The sequence below is a fragment of the Coleofasciculus chthonoplastes PCC 7420 genome (assembly GCF_000155555.1).
Classification (GTDB): Bacteria; Cyanobacteriota; Cyanobacteriia; order Cyanobacteriales; family Coleofasciculaceae; genus Coleofasciculus; species Coleofasciculus chthonoplastes_A.
The window spans coordinates 21,340-45,007 of the sequence record NZ_DS989846.1 but is presented as its reverse complement, the minus strand read 5'-3'; the positions used below and the strand labels follow the sequence as shown (position 1 = coordinate 45,007).

Annotated in this window: 17 protein-coding genes; 10 read left to right on the top strand and 7 right to left on the bottom strand. The window is 45.2% G+C overall.

The window, feature by feature from the left end; translation table 11 throughout:
* Positions 1-165: 165 nt before the first annotated feature.
* Both MC7420_RS09285 and ctpC read left to right on the top strand, forming a co-directional pair.
* The gene (locus MC7420_RS09285; RefSeq protein WP_006100195.1) at positions 166-945 is read left to right on the top strand and encodes an ABC transporter permease; all 780 of its coding nucleotides are present in this window, start codon (positions 166-168) and stop codon (positions 943-945) included.
* Between the two features lie 417 nt (positions 946-1,362).
* The gene (gene ctpC / locus MC7420_RS09280; RefSeq protein ID WP_044206137.1) at positions 1,363-2,655 is read left to right on the top strand and encodes a carboxyl-terminal processing protease CtpC; all 1,293 of its coding nucleotides are present in this window, start codon (positions 1,363-1,365) and stop codon (positions 2,653-2,655) included.
* Between the two features lie 151 nt (positions 2,656-2,806).
* Here the strand turns inward: ctpC and MC7420_RS09275 are convergent, their stop codons facing one another.
* Positions 2,807-2,986, bottom strand: a complete 180-nt coding sequence (locus tag MC7420_RS09275; protein ID WP_006100277.1) for a DDE transposase family protein — start codon at positions 2,984-2,986, stop codon at positions 2,807-2,809.
* A gap of 172 nt (positions 2,987-3,158) precedes the next feature.
* Positions 3,159-5,219 carry an elongation factor G gene (locus MC7420_RS09270; RefSeq protein ID WP_044206327.1) on the bottom strand — a complete coding sequence of 687 codons (2,061 nt, stop codon included), beginning with the start codon at positions 5,217-5,219 and terminating at the stop codon, positions 3,159-3,161.
* 401 nt (positions 5,220-5,620) lie between these two features.
* Here MC7420_RS09270 and MC7420_RS09265 point away from each other — a divergent pair, with 401 nt between their 5' ends.
* Positions 5,621-6,676: a tetratricopeptide repeat protein gene (locus tag MC7420_RS09265; RefSeq protein ID WP_232231678.1), complete on the top strand. Its 1,056-nt coding sequence runs from the start codon at positions 5,621-5,623 to the stop codon at positions 6,674-6,676.
* A gap of 126 nt (positions 6,677-6,802) precedes the next feature.
* Here the strand turns inward: MC7420_RS09265 and MC7420_RS09260 are convergent, their stop codons facing one another.
* Positions 6,803-9,664, bottom strand: a complete 2,862-nt coding sequence (locus MC7420_RS09260) for a CHAT domain-containing protein (protein WP_006100217.1) — start codon at positions 9,662-9,664, stop codon at positions 6,803-6,805.
* 226 nt (positions 9,665-9,890) lie between these two features.
* Between MC7420_RS09260 and MC7420_RS09255 the strand changes: the two genes are divergently transcribed.
* From MC7420_RS09255 to MC7420_RS09225, 7 genes are all read left to right on the top strand, one after another.
* A complete protein-coding gene (locus MC7420_RS09255) occupies positions 9,891-11,138 on the top strand; it encodes a leucine-rich repeat domain-containing protein (protein WP_006100326.1) in 1,248 nt (415 codons plus the stop codon).
* A gap of 629 nt (positions 11,139-11,767) precedes the next feature.
* Complete coding sequence (locus MC7420_RS09245; RefSeq protein ID WP_006100097.1) at positions 11,768-12,961, top strand: phosphotransferase family protein; 1,194 nt, start codon at positions 11,768-11,770, stop codon at positions 12,959-12,961.
* A gap of 93 nt (positions 12,962-13,054) precedes the next feature.
* The gene (locus tag MC7420_RS09240; RefSeq protein ID WP_044206131.1) at positions 13,055-14,170 is read left to right on the top strand and encodes a T3SS effector HopA1 family protein; all 1,116 of its coding nucleotides are present in this window, start codon (positions 13,055-13,057) and stop codon (positions 14,168-14,170) included.
* Complete coding sequence (locus MC7420_RS09235) at positions 14,167-15,183, top strand: aldo/keto reductase (protein WP_006100049.1); 1,017 nt, start codon at positions 14,167-14,169, stop codon at positions 15,181-15,183. The genes MC7420_RS09240 and MC7420_RS09235 overlap by 4 nt, the downstream gene beginning before the upstream one ends.
* A 34-nt stretch (positions 15,184-15,217) precedes the next feature.
* The gene (locus MC7420_RS09230; protein WP_044206127.1) at positions 15,218-15,970 is read left to right on the top strand and encodes a peptidylprolyl isomerase; all 753 of its coding nucleotides are present in this window, start codon (positions 15,218-15,220) and stop codon (positions 15,968-15,970) included.
* A gap of 350 nt (positions 15,971-16,320) precedes the next feature.
* Entirely contained in the window at positions 16,321-16,545 is a 225-nt protein-coding gene (locus MC7420_RS36715; protein WP_071777205.1) for a hypothetical protein, read from the top strand.
* Between the two features lie 448 nt (positions 16,546-16,993).
* Positions 16,994-17,200, top strand: a complete 207-nt coding sequence (locus MC7420_RS09225; RefSeq protein ID WP_006100185.1) for a hypothetical protein — start codon at positions 16,994-16,996, stop codon at positions 17,198-17,200.
* Positions 17,201-17,471: 271 nt separating this feature from the next.
* Here MC7420_RS09225 and MC7420_RS09220 read toward each other — a convergent pair whose 3' ends face one another.
* From MC7420_RS09220 to MC7420_RS09205, 4 genes are all read right to left on the bottom strand, one after another.
* Entirely contained in the window at positions 17,472-18,227 is a 756-nt protein-coding gene (locus MC7420_RS09220; RefSeq protein ID WP_044206125.1) for a peptidylprolyl isomerase, read from the bottom strand.
* 70 nt (positions 18,228-18,297) lie between these two features.
* On the bottom strand, positions 18,298-19,899 hold the full coding sequence (locus MC7420_RS09215) for an HlyD family efflux transporter periplasmic adaptor subunit (RefSeq protein ID WP_006100287.1): 1,602 nt from the start codon (positions 19,897-19,899) through the stop codon (positions 18,298-18,300).
* 257 nt (positions 19,900-20,156) lie between these two features.
* Positions 20,157-22,910: a peptidase domain-containing ABC transporter gene (locus MC7420_RS09210; protein ID WP_006100038.1), complete on the bottom strand. Its 2,754-nt coding sequence runs from the start codon at positions 22,908-22,910 to the stop codon at positions 20,157-20,159.
* A gap of 3 nt (positions 22,911-22,913) precedes the next feature.
* Positions 22,914-23,486: a helix-turn-helix domain-containing protein gene (locus MC7420_RS09205; RefSeq protein WP_006100303.1), complete on the bottom strand. Its 573-nt coding sequence runs from the start codon at positions 23,484-23,486 to the stop codon at positions 22,914-22,916.
* Positions 23,487-23,668 lie beyond the last annotated feature (182 nt).

The window sequence follows — 23,668 nt, the reverse complement described above, 5'->3', positions numbered from 1 at the left end:
ATTTGTCATTTGTCAAATAATTTTTGCATGGAGTCTGGGCGGGTTTATTAGCATCTGGGTGGCAACAAACGATTAGGGTCAAACCCGCTCCTACAGTCATCTGTTAGCTAATCTACTGCCACAAAGAATTCATTCAAAATACAATCTTTGAAATCCCAAATCAAAATGAAAGGCATTTCTGTTACCCCTTGGGGAGTCTACTCAGTCTGGTATCGTCATGCTAGGGTTTATCAGAAAACCTGGCTGGTGAATAGCTTACCACCGCTTTCTGAACCAATCATTTATCTCGTCGCTTTTGGCTATGGGCTTAGTCCCTTAGTCGGGGATGTCACCTACCACGGTGAAACAGTTTCCTACTTGCAGTTTATTGCCCCCGGTATGATAGGAATTGGCGTGCTATTCCAATCCTTTTTCGAGGGCGCTTTTGGCAGTTTTATTCGCCTCAAATTCCAGAAAACCTGGCAAGCTTTACTGACTGCACCATTAAGCTTTACAGAAGTGTTTCTGGGGGATTGGCTATGGGCAACCACAAAAGGAATTATCGCAGGTAGTTTGACAGGGTTAGTCGCTGTGATGTGGGGAATCTACTCAGGCTGGCATTTACTGATATCATTTCCTCTGATTATTTTAGGTAGTATGCTCTTTGGGGTTATGGGACTGTTTGCCGCAGGAACCATGCGTACAATTGACCAAATTAACATACCACTTTTCTTATTTATCGTTCCCATGTTTACCTTCTGTGGGACGTATTTTCCCCGTGAAACGTTACCGCCTATCCTGGAAAATATTGCCAATTTCTTGCCCCTTGCTGCTTTAGTTGATCTATTGCGCTGGCCCCTCGGATTACCCAATTTCTGGTTTGTGCAGTTAATCGGGCTACTCTTGGGAATCGGTCTTTTTTCCGGATTGGCTTGGCGACAGATTTATCCCCAGTTGTTTCGTTGATTGAATAAGTTGTACAGTTAGTGCGGTGAGAAGCCTTACCTGGAAAATGTATCCCAGAATACGAAAAATCAGGTTAAATTTTTCCTTGCTCCTCTGCTCCCCGGTTTCTCTGCTCCCTTGGGATGTCAACCGAAAAGTTTTCGGTCTACTGAATTTGTTTGGCGGCGGGGAGGGGAGCCGGAACCGATTGAATGCCTGAAAAGCATGATAGGTATACACTGTAGGGATTGGATCAGAGCCAATACAGCCGCATTCCCCTTCACCCGTCCTGATTTAAAACTCAACAACCATTACATCCGGACTGCAAGCAAGTTAGGATGGATAACAAAGATGTGCAACAGGAGCGTGCTGGCATAGCCTGTGTTAGAGTGAGCGTAATTCCTTTGCAGTCGTTTTCCTCCAGCTTGTGAAAGGATTATGGTAATTACAAAACGTAGCCTCGTGGTCGGGGCGACCGCAGTAGTCTTAACAACGGTTGCAGTTACAGGGGCTGGTCTGCATTTATCTCAAAGTCAGGCTTTCTTCCAGGAAAGCCCCAAAGAGCTAGTTGATGAAGTCTGGCAAATTATCGATCGCCAGTATGTAGATGCTACCTTCAACCAGGTGGATTGGCGAGCCGTTCGGAATGATTATTTAAACCGTGAGTATTCTGACAAGGAAGAAGCTTACGAAGCCATTCGGGAAATGCTCGAGACGCTGGACGATCCCTATACCCGATTCATGGACCCCGAAGAGTTCAAAAACATGCAAATTGATACCTCTGGGGAATTAACGGGTGTAGGGATTCAAATCGCCCAGGATGAGGACACGAAAAAGTTGGTGGTGATTTCGCCAATTGAGGATACACCCGCATTTCAAGCAGGTATTCTGGCCAAGGATCTAATCGTCAAGATTGACGGTCAGAGTACCGAAGGTATGGATGTGAATGACGCCGTGCAACTGATTCGCGGGAAACCGGGTACTGATGTGACCCTTACCATTCAACGCGACGAGGAGGAAATCGACTATACAATCACACGGGCGCGGATTGAAATTCATCCAGTACGCTACAGTTATCGGAGTACACCCACGGGTGAGATTGGTTATATTCGCTTGAATCAGTTTAGCGCGATCGCGGCACAGGAAATGCGCGAGGCGATTAAGGAGTTAGAGACGCAGGATGTTAATGGCTATATCTTGGATTTGCGATCTAATCCGGGCGGATTACTCTACTCTAGTATTGAGATTGCCCGTATGTGGCTCGATAAAGGCAAGATTGTGTCTACGGTGAATCGTCAGGGTAGCTCAAATGAAGAGGTCGCCAGGAATAGAGCCTTGACAGATAAACCGTTAGTTGTCCTAGTCGATGGCGGTTCAGCTAGTGCGAGTGAAATTCTGTCGGGTGCTTTGCAGGATAACGAACGAGCCACTTTAGTCGGAACTCAGACCTTTGGCAAAGGCTTGGTACAATCAGTACGTGGACTCGGAGATGGTTCGGGTTTGGCGGTGACCATTGCGAAGTATTTGACGCCCAGTGGTCGTGATATTAATAAGGAGGGGATTCCGCCAGATATTGTCATAGAACTGACTGAGGAACAACGCAAGGAATTACAGAAGGATCGGACTAAAATTGGTACGCCAGACGATCCCCAATATGTAAAAGCCCTAGACGTTCTCAACCAGGCAATTGCCGAGGAACCCAATGATCGGGCATCCGTTCAAACTCCATAGGTAGTAGGGGATGTAGACGATGCATGTTCTAGACGTGCCATGACACATCTGGCGAAAACGAAAGTCATGTCAATCTGATCATCCTCTACCCATTGACTAACAGCCCCCACCCCCACCCCAATCTCTCTCTCTAATCCCTGAAATCAGTGTTTTAGGCAGGCTGGCATTTTCCTGCCCGAATCAGCCCAATTCGACGTGCGATCGCGTCTTGCTGAGATGAAAAAGGTCCCCAGCGTTCTGAGGTTTCCTCTCCTTCTACTTGAGTGCTGGGAACAATTTCGCATTGTCCATTTTTTTGCTTGACAATATACCAGTTTCGTGTATCAGACATAGGGACTTAGAACGACAGACTGTATAGCAGTAGACACATCGATTAGGACTTTCGGCACCCTTGTAGAGACGCGCCATGGCGCGTCTCTACATAAATTATGACGTTTGTAGTCAGCGCGAAGCGTGCTGATGGCGCTTGCATCGCAACTACAAACCTAGCTTAAACTCAGTATTTATCCGTTGCCATTCCCATTCCCGGTAGCCGCGAGAACATTATCAGCCAACTTACCCGGAACTTCCTGGAGATGGTCATACTCCCAGTTAAAGAAGCCAATCCCCAACGTGAGCGATCGCAACTCTATGATAAAGTCATGCATTTCGGACTGAGGCAAATACCCAGAAATACAGTCCCATCCATTCCAACCCGATACTGGTTCATAGTTGAGAATTTGTCCCCGACGCCCGGATATCAGTTGCAGCACTTTCGAGGTAAACTCCGTTGGTGCAGACACCTGAATTGCCATAATCGGTTCCAACAGTACCGGATTACACTTGGGCATCCCTTCCGTCATCGCCACTCGTGCGGCTTGTTTAAACGCCTGTTCGGAACTATCGACGGAATGATACGACCCATTGGTTAATGTAACCGCCACATCAACAACCGGGAAGCCTAAAGGACCTTGAGACAAATACTCCCGCACCCCCGTCTCAACACCTGGAATATATTGTTTCGGAACAACGCCACCGACAATGCTTTCCGAAAAGCTAAAGCCTTCACCACGCTCCACGGGCTTAATATCGAGGTACACATCCCCAAATTGCCCATGACCGCCACTTTGATGCTTATAGCGCCCGTGGGAGGATGTGGATTTACGAATCGTTTCTTTATAAGGAATCCGGGGAAGGTGAGTATCCATCGGCAGATTATATTTGCGCCGCAATCGGTCTAACGCCACTTTTAGGTGTATTTCACCTTGTCCCCAGAGGATAATTTCATGGGTGTCCTCATGCTGCTCCCAAGCCAACGATGGATCTTCTTCTAAAAGCTTGGTTAGCGCCCCACTGAGTTTAACTTCATCCTTGCGATTTTCGGCGGTAATCGCAAAACCATAGACCGGTTTCATGGCTGGGGCTTTCGGTAATTCTTTTGCTCCCTTCTCCTCTGTACTCAGAGTGTCACCGGTGTGAATCCCCTCTAATCGTCCGATCGCAACAATATCACCTGCCTTTGCTTCTGGGGTAGACTGCTGTTGCTGACCAAAGATATGGTATAATCCACCAGCCCGAATTCCATTGAGAACTGAACCATCAGTGAGTTGACCTGTCCAAACTCGTGCCAATGAAAGTTTGCCCCCTTGGGGAGTGTAATAGGTTTTCAGCACTTGGGCTACGGTTGCGCTACCTTTACCCGTCAATCCCCGACGTTCCGCCGTGGCTTCTGGGGCGGGGGCTTCCCGTAATAGGGCATCAATCAGGTGGCGCACCCCATAATCTTGTTCGGCGACACCGATAAATACAGGCACAATTAAATCCGCCCCCAATTCCATTTTTAGGTCCTTGACAATTTCCTCTTGGGGCGGTTCAATTTCCTCTAGAAGTTCTTCGAGTAAGTGGTCATCAAAATCTGCCAAGGCTTCCAGCATTTCTTCCCGTGCGGCATGTTCGGCGTCTTTGAGGGAGTCGGGCAGGGGTACAGGGTCAGCCGGAGCGCCTGTATGATAATGAAACGCTTGTTCAGTGACTAAATCAATAAACCCGATTAGCTGTTCTGCTTTGCCAATCGGGTACTGATGAGGAACAATGGGGCGGGAGGATACCCCTTTCAAGGCGTCTAAAATCTGGCGATAGGATTGACCGCAGGCTCCCCCGTCACAGGAGAGTTGATCGATTTTGTTGACAAAGACGAGGTGGGGAATTTTCCAGTCATCCAGAAACTTGAATAAGGGGGCGAGCATCAGCACGCGATCGCTCGTGGGTTCACAGACGACAACAGCCGCATCGACACCCATAAGCGCATTATAGGTTTCTTGGGCAAACTCAATCGAACCCGGACAGTCAATCCAGTTGAAGCGAATCCCCTGATATTCGGTATCGGCGACATTGATCTCCACTGTCATCGTGCGATCGCGTGCTTCGGCTATGGCATCCCCTACCGTGTTTCCATCTTTGATGTTCCCTTTCCGAGATGTCGCCCCGGTAACGAACAACAAACTTTCTAACAGGCTGGTTTTACCACTCAAATAGGGACCAACAATTGCCACATTACGGGTGGCGGTTACGGCGTTTTGGTTCATATTTTCCCCCAGACTAATGTTAATCAAGTGATCGGTTAAGGGAGTGAGGTCTTGTCTCCTCTCTAAGTTAAGCGATTGGCTCACCTCTTAATCTGCCCATCTGTGGCATTTATCGCATTTATGGATATGGAGCAGATGAGCAACTCTCTGTTTATCAAATTAGCGCGTTCTGTCCTCAATTTGATAATTTCGCCAGGTTGGGTCAGGAAAATTACTGTTAAGTTAAGTAACGTTGCTTCCCATCAATGTCTTCTAATTTTTATGTATATTCCCTGGTTTAACAGTTAAAGTTGTATAAAAATGGTATAATTTTATCGCCACATCAGCTTAATATTTTTTTAACAATGACAGCTTGCTGGGTAGGGAAGCCGGGGAAAACGTTTGAGATCAGGTTCAGCTAAATGATGAAACACCCACGTACCCGTAAAAAACCTTCTGCCTTGTACTATCAATTAAGCTTACTGTTGCTGAGTATTAGCGTCGGTGCAATTGCTGCTAATCATTCTCTGGCGTCGGATAGGGTGGGAAACGTTCCCATGAACCCAGACGCGCCATGGCATAATTCTACATGCATCCCTGTACCCCTACACACCTGCACCCCTGCACTGCTATTCCAGACAGAACCAACTGACTATCTGGCTCAATCTATCCCTCCTCTGAAGCCAACCCAACCCGCTGCACTAGAACAGCTAAACCAGGGATTGAGGTTAATTCAGCAAGGGAATGTCGCCGACGCGATCGCGGCATTTCGTCAAGCGGCACAACTCAACCCCCAGCTTGCCCCGGCGCACTATAATCTAGGACTAGCCTTGCGCCAAGCAGGGCAACTACAAGCCGCTGCTGATGCGTTTTACCAGGCGACTCAGATCGCTCCCAACTTTGCTCTGGCTTACGCGAATTTAGGCGCGGCGTTGTTGGAAGGGAAGAATTTGCCCCAAGCACGGGATGCTTTGAGACGAGCAATTGAACTTGATCCGGAGTTAGGGGTTGCCCATTATAATTATGGGTTAGTCCTGTCTGAATTGGGAGAATATGAGGTTGCGATCGCGGCGTTCCAGAACGCGATGCAGTTGAGCAGCAATGCGCCAGAACCTGCGTATCATTTGGGACTTGTTTATCTGCGACAGGGGCAGCTTGAGCAGGCGAAAGCAGCATTTGAGCAAGCCATCAAAATCAGCCCCCAATATCCAGAAGCTTACTATAATCTAGGGTCAATTTTATTTGAACAGGGAGATTTAGATGGAGCGCTAGCAGCCTTCCGCCAATCCGCTGAAAGTAACTCGAATTATGCCAATGCTTATTATGGGGCAGGGTTAGTCTTTCTGCGCCAGAATCGATTACGTGATGCCCAGCAAGTTCTACAATATGCTAGAGACCTTTATCAGGCTCAAGGTAACGCTCAGTGGGCAGCCTCTGCCGAACAACTGTTGGAGCAAACTCGCTATCCTAATCGTTAGCCAATACCGAGTAGCAAAAAACGGGAGCATCCCGTTTTGGAAACACCATTCCCAAAAGCAACGATATATATCGTGGAAAGGTGAGGCTGTGGGAGAGTTTTTGACTGGGGGAAACTTCAGGCTAAATTACAACCCATTGCCAATTAAAATAAACGGTGCCCAATAATAAGGATGACTGAGACGATTCACCACTTCAGGTTTTAGCCCATTCCGCACCCGCACGGCTACCCTAGCACCTCGTTGTTCTCCCAAAGCCGTATAATCACCCGTAATCAGAGCAATTTGGGCTTGTCGCAGGGCTTCAGCTTTCGTGATAGCCTCACCTTGCCATGCCGCATAAAAGGCATTCATCAAGGCTTGAGTGCCGCCATCATCCACCGTCCATAATGAAGCAATAGCCGCCCTAGCACCAGCCCTTTGCATCTGATAGCCTAGACCCAGAATTTCTGCACCTGTACCCAGATTGCCACCAAGTCCAGTTTCGCAGGCAGAAAGAACCACTAAATCCACGTTATTTAGGTTCCAGTTGCGGACATCAGCAATGGTAACAGGAGTTCCATCACCAAACAGAATAAAAGAATCTTCCGGGGTTCCGACTACAATTGCCCCGTGAGTAGCAAAATGTAAGACGTTATAGTCACCCATTTTCGGTTTCGTGTCTTCAAGATTGAAGGCGTTATCAAAGAGTTGAGTTGTATTAGGAACCGTTGCGGCTAACGTTTCCACTTCCACTCCAGCATAGGGCAAACCGCCAAATTCAAACTGTTCTTGACCCATGGTAAAGCTATAGTTTCCTTTAGTAAATGCCCCCGCCAGAATCTTGAGTTGGGATTGGGGTTTTGTGTTGAGTTCAGTCAGAGAAGCCGCCGTAATATTATTGATGCGGTAGCGTTGGACTAACCATTGTTCACCATCGTGCAAAGCCGCAAGCGGAATGTAGCGGAGTTGTCCATCGGGGGCGTAGATCAGGGTTTCGGCATCTGCTGCGGCAAGGTCATTTTCTAAGGGTTTAATCAGCCAGTTGTAGAGTTTTTGAGCTGGAGCTTTAGCATTAATTGTAGGGTTTCGTAAGGCTTGATGTAACGTTAAAATTTCCTGATTAAGTTGTTCTTTAGTAACGGTGACAGTACGGCGAATAGGGGGAGAGTCAGGGGTGGTAAGGATAAGTTCGATGCGATCATCTAAAATTAGGGGATAGAGAAGGACGGCATTCTGGTGGAGATTTCTGAGGTTATCTTGTAAGCCGATAAAATCTTCTAATTCGTCTACTAAATCGGGTCTACGTGTCTTGGGAGTGAGTTTAGAAATTAGTTCTTCTACTTCGTCACTTTCGATAAAGGTGTTGAAATCGGCGAGAATTGTTTCTTGAGTTTCCACGAGTTGAGCGATGCGCTGTTCCTCTTCGGGAGTACGATTACTTTTCTGTCGCAATTGGGTAAGTTCTTTACCCAAAGTAATGGCTTGATCAAGAATGGCTTGGTAGTTTTCTGTAACTTGTTGTTCTGGGGGTAAATTGGGTACGCCTTTGGCTGTATTTCCTGTACCGCGCACGTTGTTCAAGTAATCGTCGAGTTCTTGGACTTTGAGTAAATCGAGGACTCGTTGGGCTTCGAGGATACGGTTTTGTTGTAATAATAAGTCAGCTAAATGGCGATAATCATCAGCAATGGTTTCAGTGTAGGATTCCTGTTGGTCTTGGGAAAGTCCCTTGATATTATCCCGAATCGCTTCTCTAACATTGACCGCCTGCTTAAAGAAGATAATCGCTAATTCTGGTTGATTCTGTGCCTCTAGCAAATAACCAATATTATTGAGCGTATGTCCTTGATCTCCTTTGTCACCCGTTTCCTGGTTAATTAGTAAGGCTTGCTGGTAGAAATCCCAGGCTAATCCGTATTGCTCTAGTTCAAAGTGAACCCTGCCTATATTGAGGAGAAATGCTCCTTCTGATTGCTTGTGACCGAATGATTGGCTGATGGTTAACGCTTGCTGCAAGTACTCCAATGCTAATTCTTCTTTTCCCTGTTTGAAATAAACAGCCCCAATATTATGGAGTGTCGAGGCTTCCAGGAATTTTTTGGATTCTTTATTTGCAACTGTTTTGAGTACGGCTGAAGCTTGCTGGTAAAAATCTAAGGCTAATTCGTACTGTTTGAGCTGGAAGTGAACATTTCCAATCGCGTTGAGCGCTTGCACTTCACCCACAATGTCCCCAATCGCGCCCCCGCCCCTCCCGATAACTACCATTCGTCCAGGGATTCTGGCGCGTTCTAGGGCTTGTTGATAGGACTCCAATGCTAGGTCATATTGTCCGAGTAACTTATAAATCTGCCCGACCTCGAAATTGACTCCATCCCCGGCAACTAAAGCCATGTCCTGCTCAATCGATAAGGCTCGCTGATAGGCTGCCAACGCTAATTGGTACTCTCCTAAGATGCTGTAAACAAAGCCCATGTACTTAAGCGTGTACCATTGCGATCTTTTATAACGAATTTTTCGGTAAATAACTAAGGCTTGCTGGAATTTATCTAAGGCTTCTCGATACTGATTTTGCTCGACGAGATGAATACCATAGGTACGATACAGATTTGAGATCAGAATCAGGGCTCTTTCCCTATCGCTATTGTCGAGTTCTCTACTCATTCGCAACAATCGCTGGTAGTAATTCAACGCCTGATCATAGTCTTCTCTCTCTTCGTAAATTATCCCAATGTGGTAGAAGGTTTCTCCCATACCCGCCTTGTCGCCTATTTCTTGATAAATTAATAAGGCGTCCTCGAAATTACTTAATGCTCCTTCAACGTTATCCCAGGCATTCCGACGTCTACCTTCTCTCAGCAACCGATCAGCTTTAGCTTTCTGAGCTTGGTCTTGGTCAGAAAGTGTTTGTGCGACTGCAGGCGAGAGACTCAAGGTTGGTAGTAAGAAGGCAGACGTTAGTACCAGCAGTAAAGTGGCAAAGCTGAGGCTGACTAATTTTAGACCCATGGTTCAGTCCTCCATCAAGGGAAAATACAGATTGTGATTCATTGATCTATCTCTCATCGGTAGGGGAAATATGCGACATCTTTTTTGTTATAAGTATTTATACGGATATTCAAAAATTATGGGAAATTTTTCGATAAGCCAATGCCTGCCTATTCCGAGGAAATTCCTGATATTTGATTATACTTTAACATAAGAGCCATCAAAACTTAGGGTAAGTTTACTAACGATGAAATTAACTAGCGCCGTTGCTCTGCTAATCAATATATGGGCGTTCAGTAGTTGGGGATGGGGGGTCACTCAAGCTGCTGAACCTAGTCATGGGAGTTCTTTTAAAGAGTTGTGTCAAAACCAAGCCGATTTATCAGTCGAGGCGGGACGAACAGTACAGTTGCTGTTAGCAGAAGTAGGCACCAATGATTGTGAACTTGCTGCCGAAAATCTGTCAAGTCGCACTGAGCTTTCCCTCAACAGGCAAGAAATCAGTGATCTGAGTCCCTTATCAGAACTTACCAACCTGGAGTCGCTTCACCTCGACGGCAACCAAATCACAGATATTTGCCCTTTAACAGAACTCACCAATCTGAAGTATCTTACCCTCAGACGCAACCAAATCACAGATATTTGTCCTTTAACAGAACTCACCAACCTGACTGAGCTTTCCCTCGAAGGCAACCAAATTGCTGATGTTAACTCTCTAGCAGAACTTACCAACCTGGAGTTCCTTAACCTCGAAAACAACCAAATTACAACTATCAGTCCTTTAGCCGAACTACAAAATCTGAAACGGCTTCACCTCGAAGACAACCAAATCACAGATATTAGCTCTCTGGCAGGATTACAAAATCTGACATGGCTTCACCTCGAAGACAACCAAATCACAGATATTAGCCCTCTTTCTGAATTCACCAACCTGAAAGGACTTTTCCTAGTTCTCAACCAAATCAAAGATATTAGCCCTCTTTCCCAACTCACCAACCTGAAGGCGCTTGAGCTCAAGTTCAACCAAATCCAAGATATCAGCCCTCTGGCAGAATTACAAAATCTGACATGGCTTGACCTCGAAGACAACCAAATTACAGATATTAGCCCTCTTTCTGGACTCACCAACCTGACGTTTCTTAGCCTCACATATAATCAAATCCAAGATGTCAGTCCTCTTTCTGGACTCACCAACCTGAAGAGGCTTCAGCTCAACTTCAACCAAATCCAAGATATCAGCCCTCTGGCAGAACTCACAAACCTGGAGACGCTTAGTCTCAACGGTAACCAAATCACAGATGTCAGTCCTCTTTCCGGACTACAAAATCTGAACGCGCTTAGTCTCAACGGTAACCAAATCACAGATATCAGCCCTCTTTCTGGACTCACTAACTTGAAGGTACTTCACCTTACAGAGAATCCGATTTTTTCGGATAGCTCCGAAGGAGCACAACCAACTTGCCCAGTCAGTCCTCCAGATATTTGCTATTTTTGAGAACTCCCTTGATGGGTGAGATTGTGATCACCTTATTTTAACTAGAGTTGTCTAAATTAGAAGAATATGAAGTTGCGATCGCGGCGTTCCAGAAAGCGATGCAGTTCTCTGTTTCAGCCTTAGCTTGTGAACTCTTGGATTGACTTATTAGGGGTGGGTTTTTGAAATTATGCATTTGAATGACCCAGACTTGGAATTCTTCCCAGAATTGAGGATCGGCTGTCGTGGTTTTCAGAGTGAGAGCGTCTTTTTGGGAAAAAACTGTCACAATAATTACCCATGTTCTCGAAAAAAGTCAGTTCAACTTGAGTGGCTTTTACTGTCCTCACCAGTAAGAAGCGGTCTAGGCATTTAACATGGCTCTGTAATAGACGGGTTCTGGGTTGGAGTAATGTTAGGCGGGGTGAAGTTGGCTTGCTTTAACATAGGGTTCAATCCCATAGGGCTGACAGGATAACCCAATTCAATCAGTTTTTTTGTCTGTTGGTATTAATGAAAATGAGATAAAATCACTTTATTTTTTTCTCAACAAGTTCTGGTTTAACCTTGAAGTTACACGTTTGAGTGAACTATAGTGACGGTGGATTAATTAGAGGCTTAAGCGAAAATTTAAACCGAGAACTAAAGTTATGACATTTTTATTGAACTCTGATAATGTTTTCGATTATTTAGTTGAGCATGGTTTTTGCCATCCATCAGAGCTAGCTCTCAGTCAGGTTGAGCCAGTTGCTGCCAAAAACTTTAACTTATTGGTAAAGTTGACCGATACTCATAAGCTTTTGGTCAAGCAGGAACGGCACAATCAGGACGGAAAAGCGGCTGGCGAGTTTTGGGGAGAGTGGCAGATGCAAGTGTTTTTGCAGCAATTTCCAGAGGTTGAACATCTACGCCCATTTCTGCCAGACGTGTTGCATTTTGATCGGGATCATTCAATTCTTGTCTGCCGTTACCTGGATAATTACCAGGATTTAATGGAATTCTACAGTAAGGAAAAGAATTTTTTACCAGAAATTGCGGTGGCAATTAGTACGTTCTTGGCGACTCTCCATCGCGATACGTTTAACTGCCAAGACTATCAGTATTTCTTTGCTCAACAGTCGGAGCAGCTCACGAGTGACCAAGTTCCTAAATTAATTCGAGGATTGGAACGGATTGGACCGGAAATTTTTGGTCAAGTGCCTGCTGATGGGTTGAAGTTTTTTGCCCTTTATCAGCGGTATGATAGTTTGGGGTGTGCGATCGCGGAGTTAGGTAATGCATTTTCTCCCTGTTGCCTGACTCACAATGACCTGAAGTTGAATAATATCCTGGTTCACAGCGATTGGGAGCAAACTACTGATAGCATTGTCCGTATTATTGACTGGGAGCGATCGGCGTGGGGAGATCCAGCGTTTGATTTAGGAACACTACTTGCCAGCTATGTGCAAATTTGGCTCAGTAGCTTGGTGATCAGTAATTCACTCAGTATCGAAGAATCTCTGCGTTTAGCGGCGACACCCTTGGAACAGCTTCAGCCTTCCATTGCTGCTCTAATTCAAGCGTATTGTGACACGTTCCCGGACATCTTTAATCATCGCCCTGATTTCTTACAACGGGTGGTGCAATTTACGGGTTTTGCTTTAATTCAACAGATTCAGGCAATGATTCAGTATCAAAAGTCTTTTGGCAATATGGGGATTGTCATGCTTCAAGTTGCCAAGACGTTGTTATGTCGTCCAGAACAATCGATGGCGACGATTTTTGGTGCGGCGGCGGTTCAATTGACTCAGCGTAGAACAAACACCACATTAGGGGATCTTCTTTGTCCATCCGTGTCAACTTAAGCTCAACCCCCTCACCCCCAGCCCCTCTCCCACACGGGGGAGAGGGGAGCAAGAAAGAAGCGTAAGTTCCAAGATATTTAGTGACAAACGATTATGCAATTACTCGATTCTCTTCAAACTCAGCGAACAACTGAGGCAACTGGGCGATTACTCGATGTTCTGGATGATATTGTTAATCAAGTTGAAATTCAGTCTAAATTCTCGATACGTCATCCCGACTACAAACCGTGGGAATTGCCGGCTGAGACAGTTGCCCGTTTTCAGACAATGCCTGAACAGATACAGCAGAAGTATCTGAGTCTGCAACTGTGTAATTTTCTCTACGGTATTTATTACAACGGTTCGATGCGAACTGCCCTAGCACTTGATGGCAAGGGGAATAATTTGCCCTTGGATCTGGAAAATAAGACGGTTTTGGGGGTAGATGTTGGATTTTACGAACGATTGCACCAAAGCAATCAGGGAAAGGGATACTTCGATCCAGGTTGGTATATCGTCAGGCAAGAGAGTGATGGCACTCTTGCTGTAACGAAGAAGGGGTTAACGTTACATATCCAGCGCTCGCAACATCTCCACCCTGTTGAAGCGCAGACGGATGTAGGGAACTGGGTAGCGATCCGGATGCCCCAAAATGTTGTACAAAACGGGTTTTACATGGCAGTTGGCAATGCGGGGTTCCAGAGTCATCATCATCCCGGCTACTCTCCAGAGCTGGTGCGCGTCTACTTCAGCCTAACCCCTGAAGGCGCGATCGCACTCATGAATAGTCTGACACAGCAGTTGAACGACATTTCCATTCCATTTACCTTTAAGGTACTATACAACCCCACTGACTACGGACGTTATGACTCAGGAGTTCTCTATTTTGAGAAGTCTAACTATGAGGCTGTTCGTCAGGTTCTTGAGAGTATTTATGCCCAAACACGAGGGCATTTTCACCCAGATGTGCCTCTATTCACTAAATTACTTGCACCGGGGCTAGGTTTAGCAGAGGAACCTGACCAAAAATTTGCAGCCCAAGAAAGTTTTGGGATGAATCGCTGCCAAATTGTTGCCAATGGTTTACTGGACGCTTGGCACAAAGGGGATAATTCGCCAAATAGTCGGATGAACGCGATCCTCCAGCAGTTCTCCCGCTTAGGGATTGACTGGCAGCGTTCCTACCTCAATGCCAACTCTGAAGACATTTACACACCGTTGAACCGATGAAACTAACTGACCTCATGCCGTCACCCGTCGTCTCATCACGGCAAATCCGCCCTGTTGTGAATAAAGGTTTGGAGTCTGATTTGCCTTTTTACCGTAAACTAGGACGGACTGATTTAACCGTTAGTTGTCTGGGATTAGGGGGCGGTGGTGGCATTTCCAGTGAAGACACTCTCTACGCTTTCGAGCAAGGAATTAACTACTTTTTTTATTCGAGTGATTTGCACCACTATATCTATAGTTCCATGTCTGATGCCCTGCGTAAATTATGCGGGCGGAAATCATCGGTACGCGAGAAAGTGGTACTGGCGACGGTAACTTACATCAAAAGTCCTGAGATGGCAATCTCTGCGTTATTAGATCAGTTTCTGGAACTAAAAATTGACTACATTGATATATTGTTTTGGGGCTGGATAGGTACGAATGATGGATCAGTTTTAAAGGATTGCTTGCAGCTTTCCCCCGATTTGAGAGGCGCTAATTCTGTTTATCAGCGCACGGTCGAAAGAATGATTGGTACATCAGAGCGACTCAAGCAAATGGGAGCTGTTCGTTATATTGGTGCTTCTTTTCACGATGTCAATCTAGCAAGGATGTGGTCTAATAGTCCACTATTGGATGTGGTGATGGTTCGTCATAATGTTGCTCATCGGTCTGCCCAGAGTCACCTGTTCAATCCGTTAGATGTGCAGAACCCACAACGACCCGGTATTGTTACGTTTAAGTCTACGGGTTCTCATTCAGGAGCGCTCTGGGATGCTCCCCCCGGTCTGCCAGAGGAATGTTGGCGACCTTTAGTGCCAGATTTATACCGCTACTCCTTAAGCCAAAATTGTGTGGATGTCTGCTTAATGGGTTTACAAGAGCGATGGGAAATTGATGCCGCGATCGCAGCTACCCGAAAGGGCAAATTAACGGCTACAGAAATTGATTACCTTAACCTCTATGGCGATTTACATCTCAGGAAAATCCCAGTTGACGATATTCTCACTGAAAAATTACTTTGCTCTATCTAATCTTTAACCAATATCCATTCATTCCTGAAAAATTATGCCAGAAGATTTGATTTCTAAATTATCACGACCAGACATTTCACCAGCAACCGACGAGGAAATCCTTGCATATTTACGACGTTCTCGCCAAATAGCTAAAATAGCTGCTGCTATTGACCGAGAAACAGTGATCATGAATGCCTGTAAGCAGCTAGGAATTGTTATTTCTGAGGAAGAGTTACAAGCCGCAGGGGATAGCTTTCGTCAAGAACATAAGCTGTTAAGTGCGCCTGAAACCTTGGCATGGTTAGCACAGTATCGTATGACTGTAGAGGATTGGTCACGGGGAATTCATGTATCGCTACTGACACAACGGTTAAAGGAAATTCTTTTCGGTGAAACTGTTGATACTCATTATATGAGTAACCGCAATGATTATCGGCGCGTCGCTCTATCTCAGATTTTAGTGTATGAACGGGTTGAAGCTGAGAGAATCATCCAACTTATCCGAGTACAGCCCGCTTCGTTTTGCGCTTTAGCTCTGGACTATTCTCAAGGGAAACAGTCAAAAGAAAATGGTGGTTTTTTGGGTATTCACTTTCTCGCAGAGTTACAACCAGAAATTGCCCAAGCTGTGACCAATCGCTCTGAAGGAGAAGTGATTGATCCTATTCAAACACAACTAGGCTACCACATTCTAAAACTTGAGAAGTGGTTGCCGATTGAATTTAGGGAAGTAAGGGAGCAAATATTGGAGTATCTCTTTCAGACTTGGCTAGAGAATAAAAGCTACTCTACACATCTTGTCTAATAGTTTCCATAAAATGATTATAAGCATCAATAATTTGAGTTTAGGATAAACTTAAAGCTATTGATATAGCAGTAGACACATCGATTAGGACTTTCGACACCATTGTAGAGACGCGCCATGGCGCGTCTCTACATAAATGATGTGTCCTAACAGCTATTGCGGTTGCTATAAATCGATACAATTTTGCATTCCCTAAAGCTATACTTTAGGAGTAAATAATGCATTAATTATTTCGCTATTTGTTGTTTGTTTTCGTGGCTATTTATTGTGCATTTACTATAATAAAAACAAGATAGTAGAGCATTAAAATCTACTGCCTTGTACATCTTTAAATATGGAGTAAATGTTCCATGCCTACGATCAAAGTTTCCGATTTGAAGCCTGAAGGATACAACTTGTTCTCTGACTCAGAAAGTTACATGAAAGAACTATCTGAGGACGAATTAGGAACAGGAATATATGGAGGTGCTATATCAACACCTGCCTGTGCTGTTGTTGTTCTAGTAGCCTATACAGTCTCAATCATCGCTTCGGCTGCTCAATCAAAACCTAAAAGCCCTCACAGACCTGGATAATGCGTCTTTGATCTACATAATTGTAGAATGAATAAGATGCTGTAAACAGCGCCAGGATAAGCTTCTATTTAATAAGTAGAAGTAATCCTTAATTATAAGCCCTCTGAATTATATCAGAGGGTTTTAAAGTGAATCCCAGGACTGATCATCGCCAAGTGCAGAAACTACCATAGTAACCATGAAATAGCAAAAATTGGGGCGGGTTTAGTCCTATCTGGGTGCAATCAAAAGATAGTAGTGAAACCCGCCCCTACAGATATTCAATGCCTTTTCCAATACTAAAAACGTAAGCCAATAAATTCTACAAAAAACTGTGCTTTTTATTTCTTTCCAATGCTGATTTTAAGCTTTACAAATATAATTTTAAATTCTACTATAGTAGTAGGGTTAAACAAGCAAACGCTTAAGTTTAACCAAAAAAACTAACGTGATAGAAGGATATTTTTCAATGGCTAACATTGCAATTTCAAACTTGTCTCCATCGGGTTTTGATCTGTTTGATGATTCTGAAAGCTATTTGCAAGAATTGTCTGAACAGGAATTGAGTTTTCAGGGTGGGGTAATGATCACCCCTACAATCACAACCACGATAACCACGACAACTTTAACTCCCACGATAACAACTACCATGACTCTCCCCCTGCGTCCACGATAGACTAACTGATACTAAAGACAAAAGTAAATACCCCTTCTAAGGAACTACTTAGCTTGGGCTTTTGTCCGTCAATTAGTCTGTCTTAGTAATCCTAATATCTGTCTCTAACGGTAGTTATGAGGCAGATGTTTTTTTAGGGAGATAGTTAAGACGAGTAACGAAACATTACGGTATAGCAAGTTTCGGGCAGAATAAACAAAGCCATCTGATGCTCGTCAGATGACTGTTAAGGTTTAAATGGCTGATTGCCTACACCAACGAAACGCTCAATTTAATCCACGTTGTTGTTTGATTCGAGCCGACTAATAATTTCAACTTGCTCAATTTTTTGCTTCAGCCATGCACTAAATAAATTTGAAACAATTTCAAGGCGAGTTTTATCATCCAATTCCGGTTGAATCATCTCCTCAACAAAAATTAAGTGTACCCCCTGAGACGTCATAATAGGCTTCAGCATCTGCGGCGGCGTAGCAGCAAAAACAGCAGCCGAAATCTCCGGCTTCATATCCTGACGTTGAACCATCCCTCGATATCCTCCTTTTCGCCGCAACTCCACAGTTTGAATGTATTGTTGAGCAACATCATAAAAACTCATCTCCTCTGTAGTGATTGCATAGAATAGTTCCATCGCTAAGTCTTCATCATCCAGCACCACCTCATAAATTACTGCACTCGCATAATCTAACTGATGCTCATAAAAGTAGGGTTCAACCTTATCGGCAAATAAATAAGCAGCTAATTTCCCAGAGATAGCCGTGTAATAAACAATTTCTTCAAAATCATCTAAAGATAGACTCTGTTTTTTCAACCACGTCCACGTCTCATCAGCACTGAGAAGCTTATTCATGAATCGAAACTGATTGGCAGTTTCTTGAAGTTCCTCAGTTTCCATCGTTATTCCAGCTTCACTAGCCGCAGTCGTAATAATCTTACGAGTCACAATCTGCTCAACTAAATCAGGAATTTGGCAAGATAGCTTGACCTGATTCAAAATGTCTTCATTTGTAATCGTAATAACTTGTGACATTTTATTGCTCCGATCTTGTCAAAATTTAATGTGTTAAAAAAGCCACTCTAATGCAGGTAAATTGAGGTATTTACAAATCAAGTCCTCCCTTTTGTAACTTTTTAAATGGATTAATAATGAAATCAATAATGCGTCGCTGCCGAACAATAACCTCAGCCGTTGCTGTCTGTCCCGGCGTTAAGGCAGTACACCCTTGTGAAGTTTGGATACAAGTCTGTTCCAACTCAATTTCTAGGTCAAAGGTAGCAATCGCACCCTGCTCAGTTTCCGTCACCTTAGACGTGGGCGAAATCTGGCTTACTGTTCCTTCAATTACTCCGTAATCTTGAAACGGATAAGCATCAAACTTCATCTTGACAAGCATCCCTTCACGCAGCGTTCCACTTTCAGATGTCGCCATCTGCGCCCGCAGAATAAGAGAAGCATTCTTGGGTGCAATTTCAGCAATTAATGTAGTCGGTTGTACTACCGCCCCAGTGCGTTGAATCGGTAACTGAAAAACTGTCCCACTCACGGGGGCGCGTAACACTCGTTGTCCTAACTGAAATTCCCAAGCTTGAATCTGACTTTTACTCTGAGCAATTTCGGCTTTAAGGGCGGTAATTTGGGTTTGCAGTTGTTTGAGCTGTTCTTCACTTTTTAGTATAGCTATTTTCCCCGAATGAATCAAACTTTGATAGCTCTTTTCCTGCTCTTGTAAGCGCAGTTTGGCTTGCTCAATATCAGACTGGGCTTGATGAATAATCCTCTGATAGCTGCTTTGTTGCTCTTCCTTCCGTAGCTTCGCTTGCTGCACATCCGACTCCGCTTGTTCCTGCAATCGTTGCCGTTCTTGAGCCAAATCTTCCTGCTCAACTACCTTAATTTCGGGAACCACACCTTGCTCCTGAATTTGGCGGTAACGTTGGACTTCTCGTTGTGCCTTAGCTAAACGAATTTCTGCTAAATTCAAGGCAGTTTTGCTATATTCAAGGTTTTTATTTGCCTGATTGACTTGCGCCAGTTTCTCCTCCTTTTGTAAATTGTAAGAATTTCTGAGAGACTCTAAATTCTGCCGTGCTTGCTCCACTTGAGCCTGTTTTTCCAATGATTGAGCCTGGTTCTGTTGTTGTTGAGTGCGAACTCCCAGAAGCAATTGGTTTTTCATTAATTCTAACTGTGCCAGCCGATTTTGTTGCCCTTCCAATCTCGTCTGAGCTTGCTGAAGTTCGCTCTTAATCTCCTCAGATTCTAGTTCCAGTAACGGCTGCTTGTTTGTTACCAATTGACCTTCCTTAACTAAAACCTTAGCTACTGTCCCCGCCACGGGTGCATCGACTTTAAACACATTTCCCTGCGGCTCTAGTCGTCCTCTGGCACTCCCGGTTTCATCGACTTTAGATAGCATAGCCCAGGGTAAGGTAATCCCCGCAAACACGACTAAAAAATACAACAACCCCCGCGTCCAAACTCGCGGTACAGTATCAATCAGTTCCTTAGTCAAGGATGACCAATCCTCACTCATCTGTTCAGAGGAGTTTACCTGATTAGGTAGTGCTGTTTGAGCCGGATTATCAGTCATAATCGCTTCAGTCTGTTCTTTCTCACCACGATAGTGACCATTCCGACTCCCTGGTTCCTGTGTCGATAGGTTTGGCATATTCTTCTTGATTGTTAATTCTTCATTGTTCATTAGAATTTATAAGGAAAGCCTGTCAGTTAATTGTGGGATGGATTTGTTTTGTAGTGAGGGCTTTAGCCCTCTCCAGTTATGCGTTATAGCACTAAAGTGCTTACTACAAACAAAGCACTATTTTAGGTGTGCCACGCCACTACAAAGGTGACAGGCTTCCTTTCTAAGGGCAGGTCTGAGACGGATTAAAATGTCAGCGTTCAGAATGATAAATTACACTAGACATTTTCTAATTCCCATTAGCGTTAACCGTTAATTCAACCCGTCATCGTAAGTTGTTGCTGATTCAGGTAAAAATACTGACCCCGCTTTGCCATTAATTCATCGTGAGTTCCGCTTTCCACCAAAACGCCTCTATCTAACACCAAAATTCGGTCAGCATTCCGGACTGTTGACAGGCGATGAGCAATCACCAACGTTGTCCGATTCGTCAGAATCGTATTCAGATTAGTCTGAATAATCCGTTCCGATTCAGCATCCAGATTACTCGTCGCTTCATCTAAAATCAACAATCGCGGATTTCCTAATAAAGCACGAGCAATCGCGAGACGCTGTCGTTGTCCCCCCGATAACATTCCTCCCCCTTCACCAATTTGGGTTTCATAACCCATGGGCAATTCTTTAATAAACTGATGCGCTCCCGCCTGTTTAGCGGCTTCAATCACATCATCCAACGTAGCTTCGGGATGACCCACTGTAATATTCTCCCGTATTGTACCCCCAAATAGAAACGTATCCTGGTCAACCACACCAATTTGCTGACGGAGCGATCGCAGGGATAAACTGGTAACATCGTAGCCATCAATGAGAATCTTCCCTTCAGTCGCAGGATAAAGTCCCAAAACCAGTTTAGAAATCGTCGTTTTCCCTGAACCACTACGCCCAACCAGCGCCACCATTTGCCCTGGCTGCACGTCAAAACTGACATTTTCTAGCGTATTCAGATCACTTTCGGGATGGTAACGAAACGTGACTTGCTCAAACCGAATATGTCCGCGAATTGGGGGTAAGAATTGACGAGCTGAGGAGTGTAAATCTTCCTCGGGTTCAGCATCAATCACATCATTAATCCGCTCCACCGCAATCACTACTTCCTGCAACTCATTCCACAACACAATCAGCCGCTGGAAAGGACTAATCACATTCCCCAGCAACATATTAAACGCGACTAATTGCCCAATCGTGAGTTCATTTTGAATCACCAGCCACGCGCCAAACCAGAGTAGGACTGTCGTGACTACGGCTTCAATGGTTAAGCTAAATGTCTGGAGTGTATTGCCAATCACCTGCCCAGAAAAGGACGTTTTAATCGACTTACCTAACAAATCCTCCCAATGCCAGCGCACCGTTTGCTCAACTGCCATGGATTTGACAGTACGAATACCGGTCAAGGATTGGATTAAGTACGCTGTCTCTTCACTAGACGCCGCAAAAATCTCACGGGAAACCCGCTGTAAAAACGGTGTCGCAATTAATGCCAATACCACAAATGGTGGGACAATTACTAACGTTAACAGCGCCATCTTCCAACTGTACCAAAACATTAATCCCACATAGACAAATACAGTTAATAAATCCAGAAGAATGGATAGAGCTTCCCCCGTAAGAAAACGCTGAATCTTGCGATTTTCCTGGACACGAGAAATAATGTCTCCCACATAACGGGACTCAAAGAAACTCAAGGGAAGCCGGAACGTATGGCTAATAAAACCGACAATCAGCGCTAAATCGACTCGGTTGGCGGTATGGTCCAAAAGGTACTGCCGTAGTCCAGTCATGGCGACTCGAAACAAGCTAAAGAGGAGTAAGCCTAACCCAACGGCGGTTAACGTCAACGTGCTGCGCTGTACAACTACCCGATCTAACAGTAACTGAGTAAATAGGGGTGTGATTAGTCCAAAAACCTGAATCAGAACTGACGCAATCAACACCTCCAGCAATACCAGTTTGTGGGGTTTTACGAGTTCAAAGAATTGCCAGAAGGGAGTGCTGGCTGCTTGAGCCTGCTTGAGCAGGGCTGTAGGTTGGAGTAATAAGGTATAGCCTGTCCAATCCGCTTTAAATTGGGCATGAGTTAGGCTACGCTGACCAATAGCCGGATCAGCCACAATCACGCGATCGCCTGTGACTTCATAAACGACAATATAGTGCTTCCCTTGCCAATGGACAATCGCCGGTAACCGTTGTTCAGCCAGTTTATTCAAACTAGCTTTCACCGGACGAGTCGTAAACCCAATACTCTCAGCAGCGGCGGCTAACCCGCGCAGTGACGCGCCATTCCGGTCAACATTGGCAATGTCCCGCAGGCGATTCACACTAAACCGCTTCCCCCAGTAACGCCCCACCATCACCAAGCAAGCCGCACCGCAATCCGAGGCACTTTGCTGGGCAAAGAAGGGATAGCGTCGGGTGATTCGCCCCCACCACTGACCTACTTTTACGGTAGGGTTGGGGAAGTACGCTCGACTAATCTGGGACTGGGGTTTTTGTTCCTCAGACAGTTGAGACATGACAACCGCCTCAGATTTATGGGGAAATGCTGTAACCGCTGGGTTGTCCGTCGATTGGCTGGCGTTTGCCCCCCTCACCTGTGAATCGCGGCGTACTGCGGATGAGTACAAATGCTCTTTTATCGAGGGATACTGGCGAATGAGCGATCGCAAAACATCACCGGGAAGATAGCCAAGCCTCAACTTGACGGAAGCTCTAGCCGCATAGGGGTGAAATTCCTCCTCTGGAAACAGCGTGAGTTCACCAAATGACGCCCCTGTCTCTAGTGACGTGATTAAATCATCTGTACTATTGAGCAATCTGACTTTACCTGCCAAAATAATATAGAGTCCCACCGTCGCCTCTGCTGTCTGCCAGAACCGTTTACCGGGGGTTGGCTGGAGAATTTGAATCTGCTGAAAACAGTTTGAGAGTTCCCTATCTGAAAGAGCCTGTCCCAAGGTTTGGGCAAGCTGTTGACCAAGCTGTTCCTGGGAAAAAGTTGATGACTTCTGAACCATGAGTTAGTTACTGGTCTTGATAAGATTGAGTGACCACGGGAGTTCGGACTCGGAAGACGATTGCAAGTCCCCAATTCTGATGCGAGAGCCTTGAGGGGTTTCCAACTCCGTTACCTCTGGTGCTGAATCGGATTTGGGTCGAGTGGAGAGTCCCATTTTCTTCAGCAAAAGGTTAACGTTGCGATCGCTCACCTCAATCCCCAATTCTTTCGCCAGATGCTTACTTAACCATTGCCCGGTCCATCGCCCAAAGGAATAGCCATAATCACGAGGACTATGGCTCACCAGTTCTTTCAACCGCTCTAAATACTGATCATTAACCGTCTTCGGGCGACCAATCCGACTCTCTTGCCATTGGTGTGCCATTCCAGAACGGGCGATGTGTATCCAATGTCGTGCGGTTGCTGGACAACACCCCAAGGTTTGACAAATTTTGGCTTGAGATATCCCTTCATCTGCCAGCAACATGATTTCAATCCGCTGGCGGTACTTTTCCGGTAAATCCTCTTGCAGACTTTTTTGCAGTAGTTTGCGCTGAAACGGTGTTAGATGCTGACCTGATGTTTTCACCGTCATCTCTCCTTCTGAAATTTCAGTTATGGCGAATCACTGAGCGTCAACCATCAGAGTGATGATTTCCCCTTGCCGATACAGTCACAAGTGGGTTGTAGTTGTCACGTTTGTGACTTATAAGTCACTATTGTGACAATTATTTCGCGAGTTGTCAATCTAGTTGCGGCAATAGACGAACCCCCCTA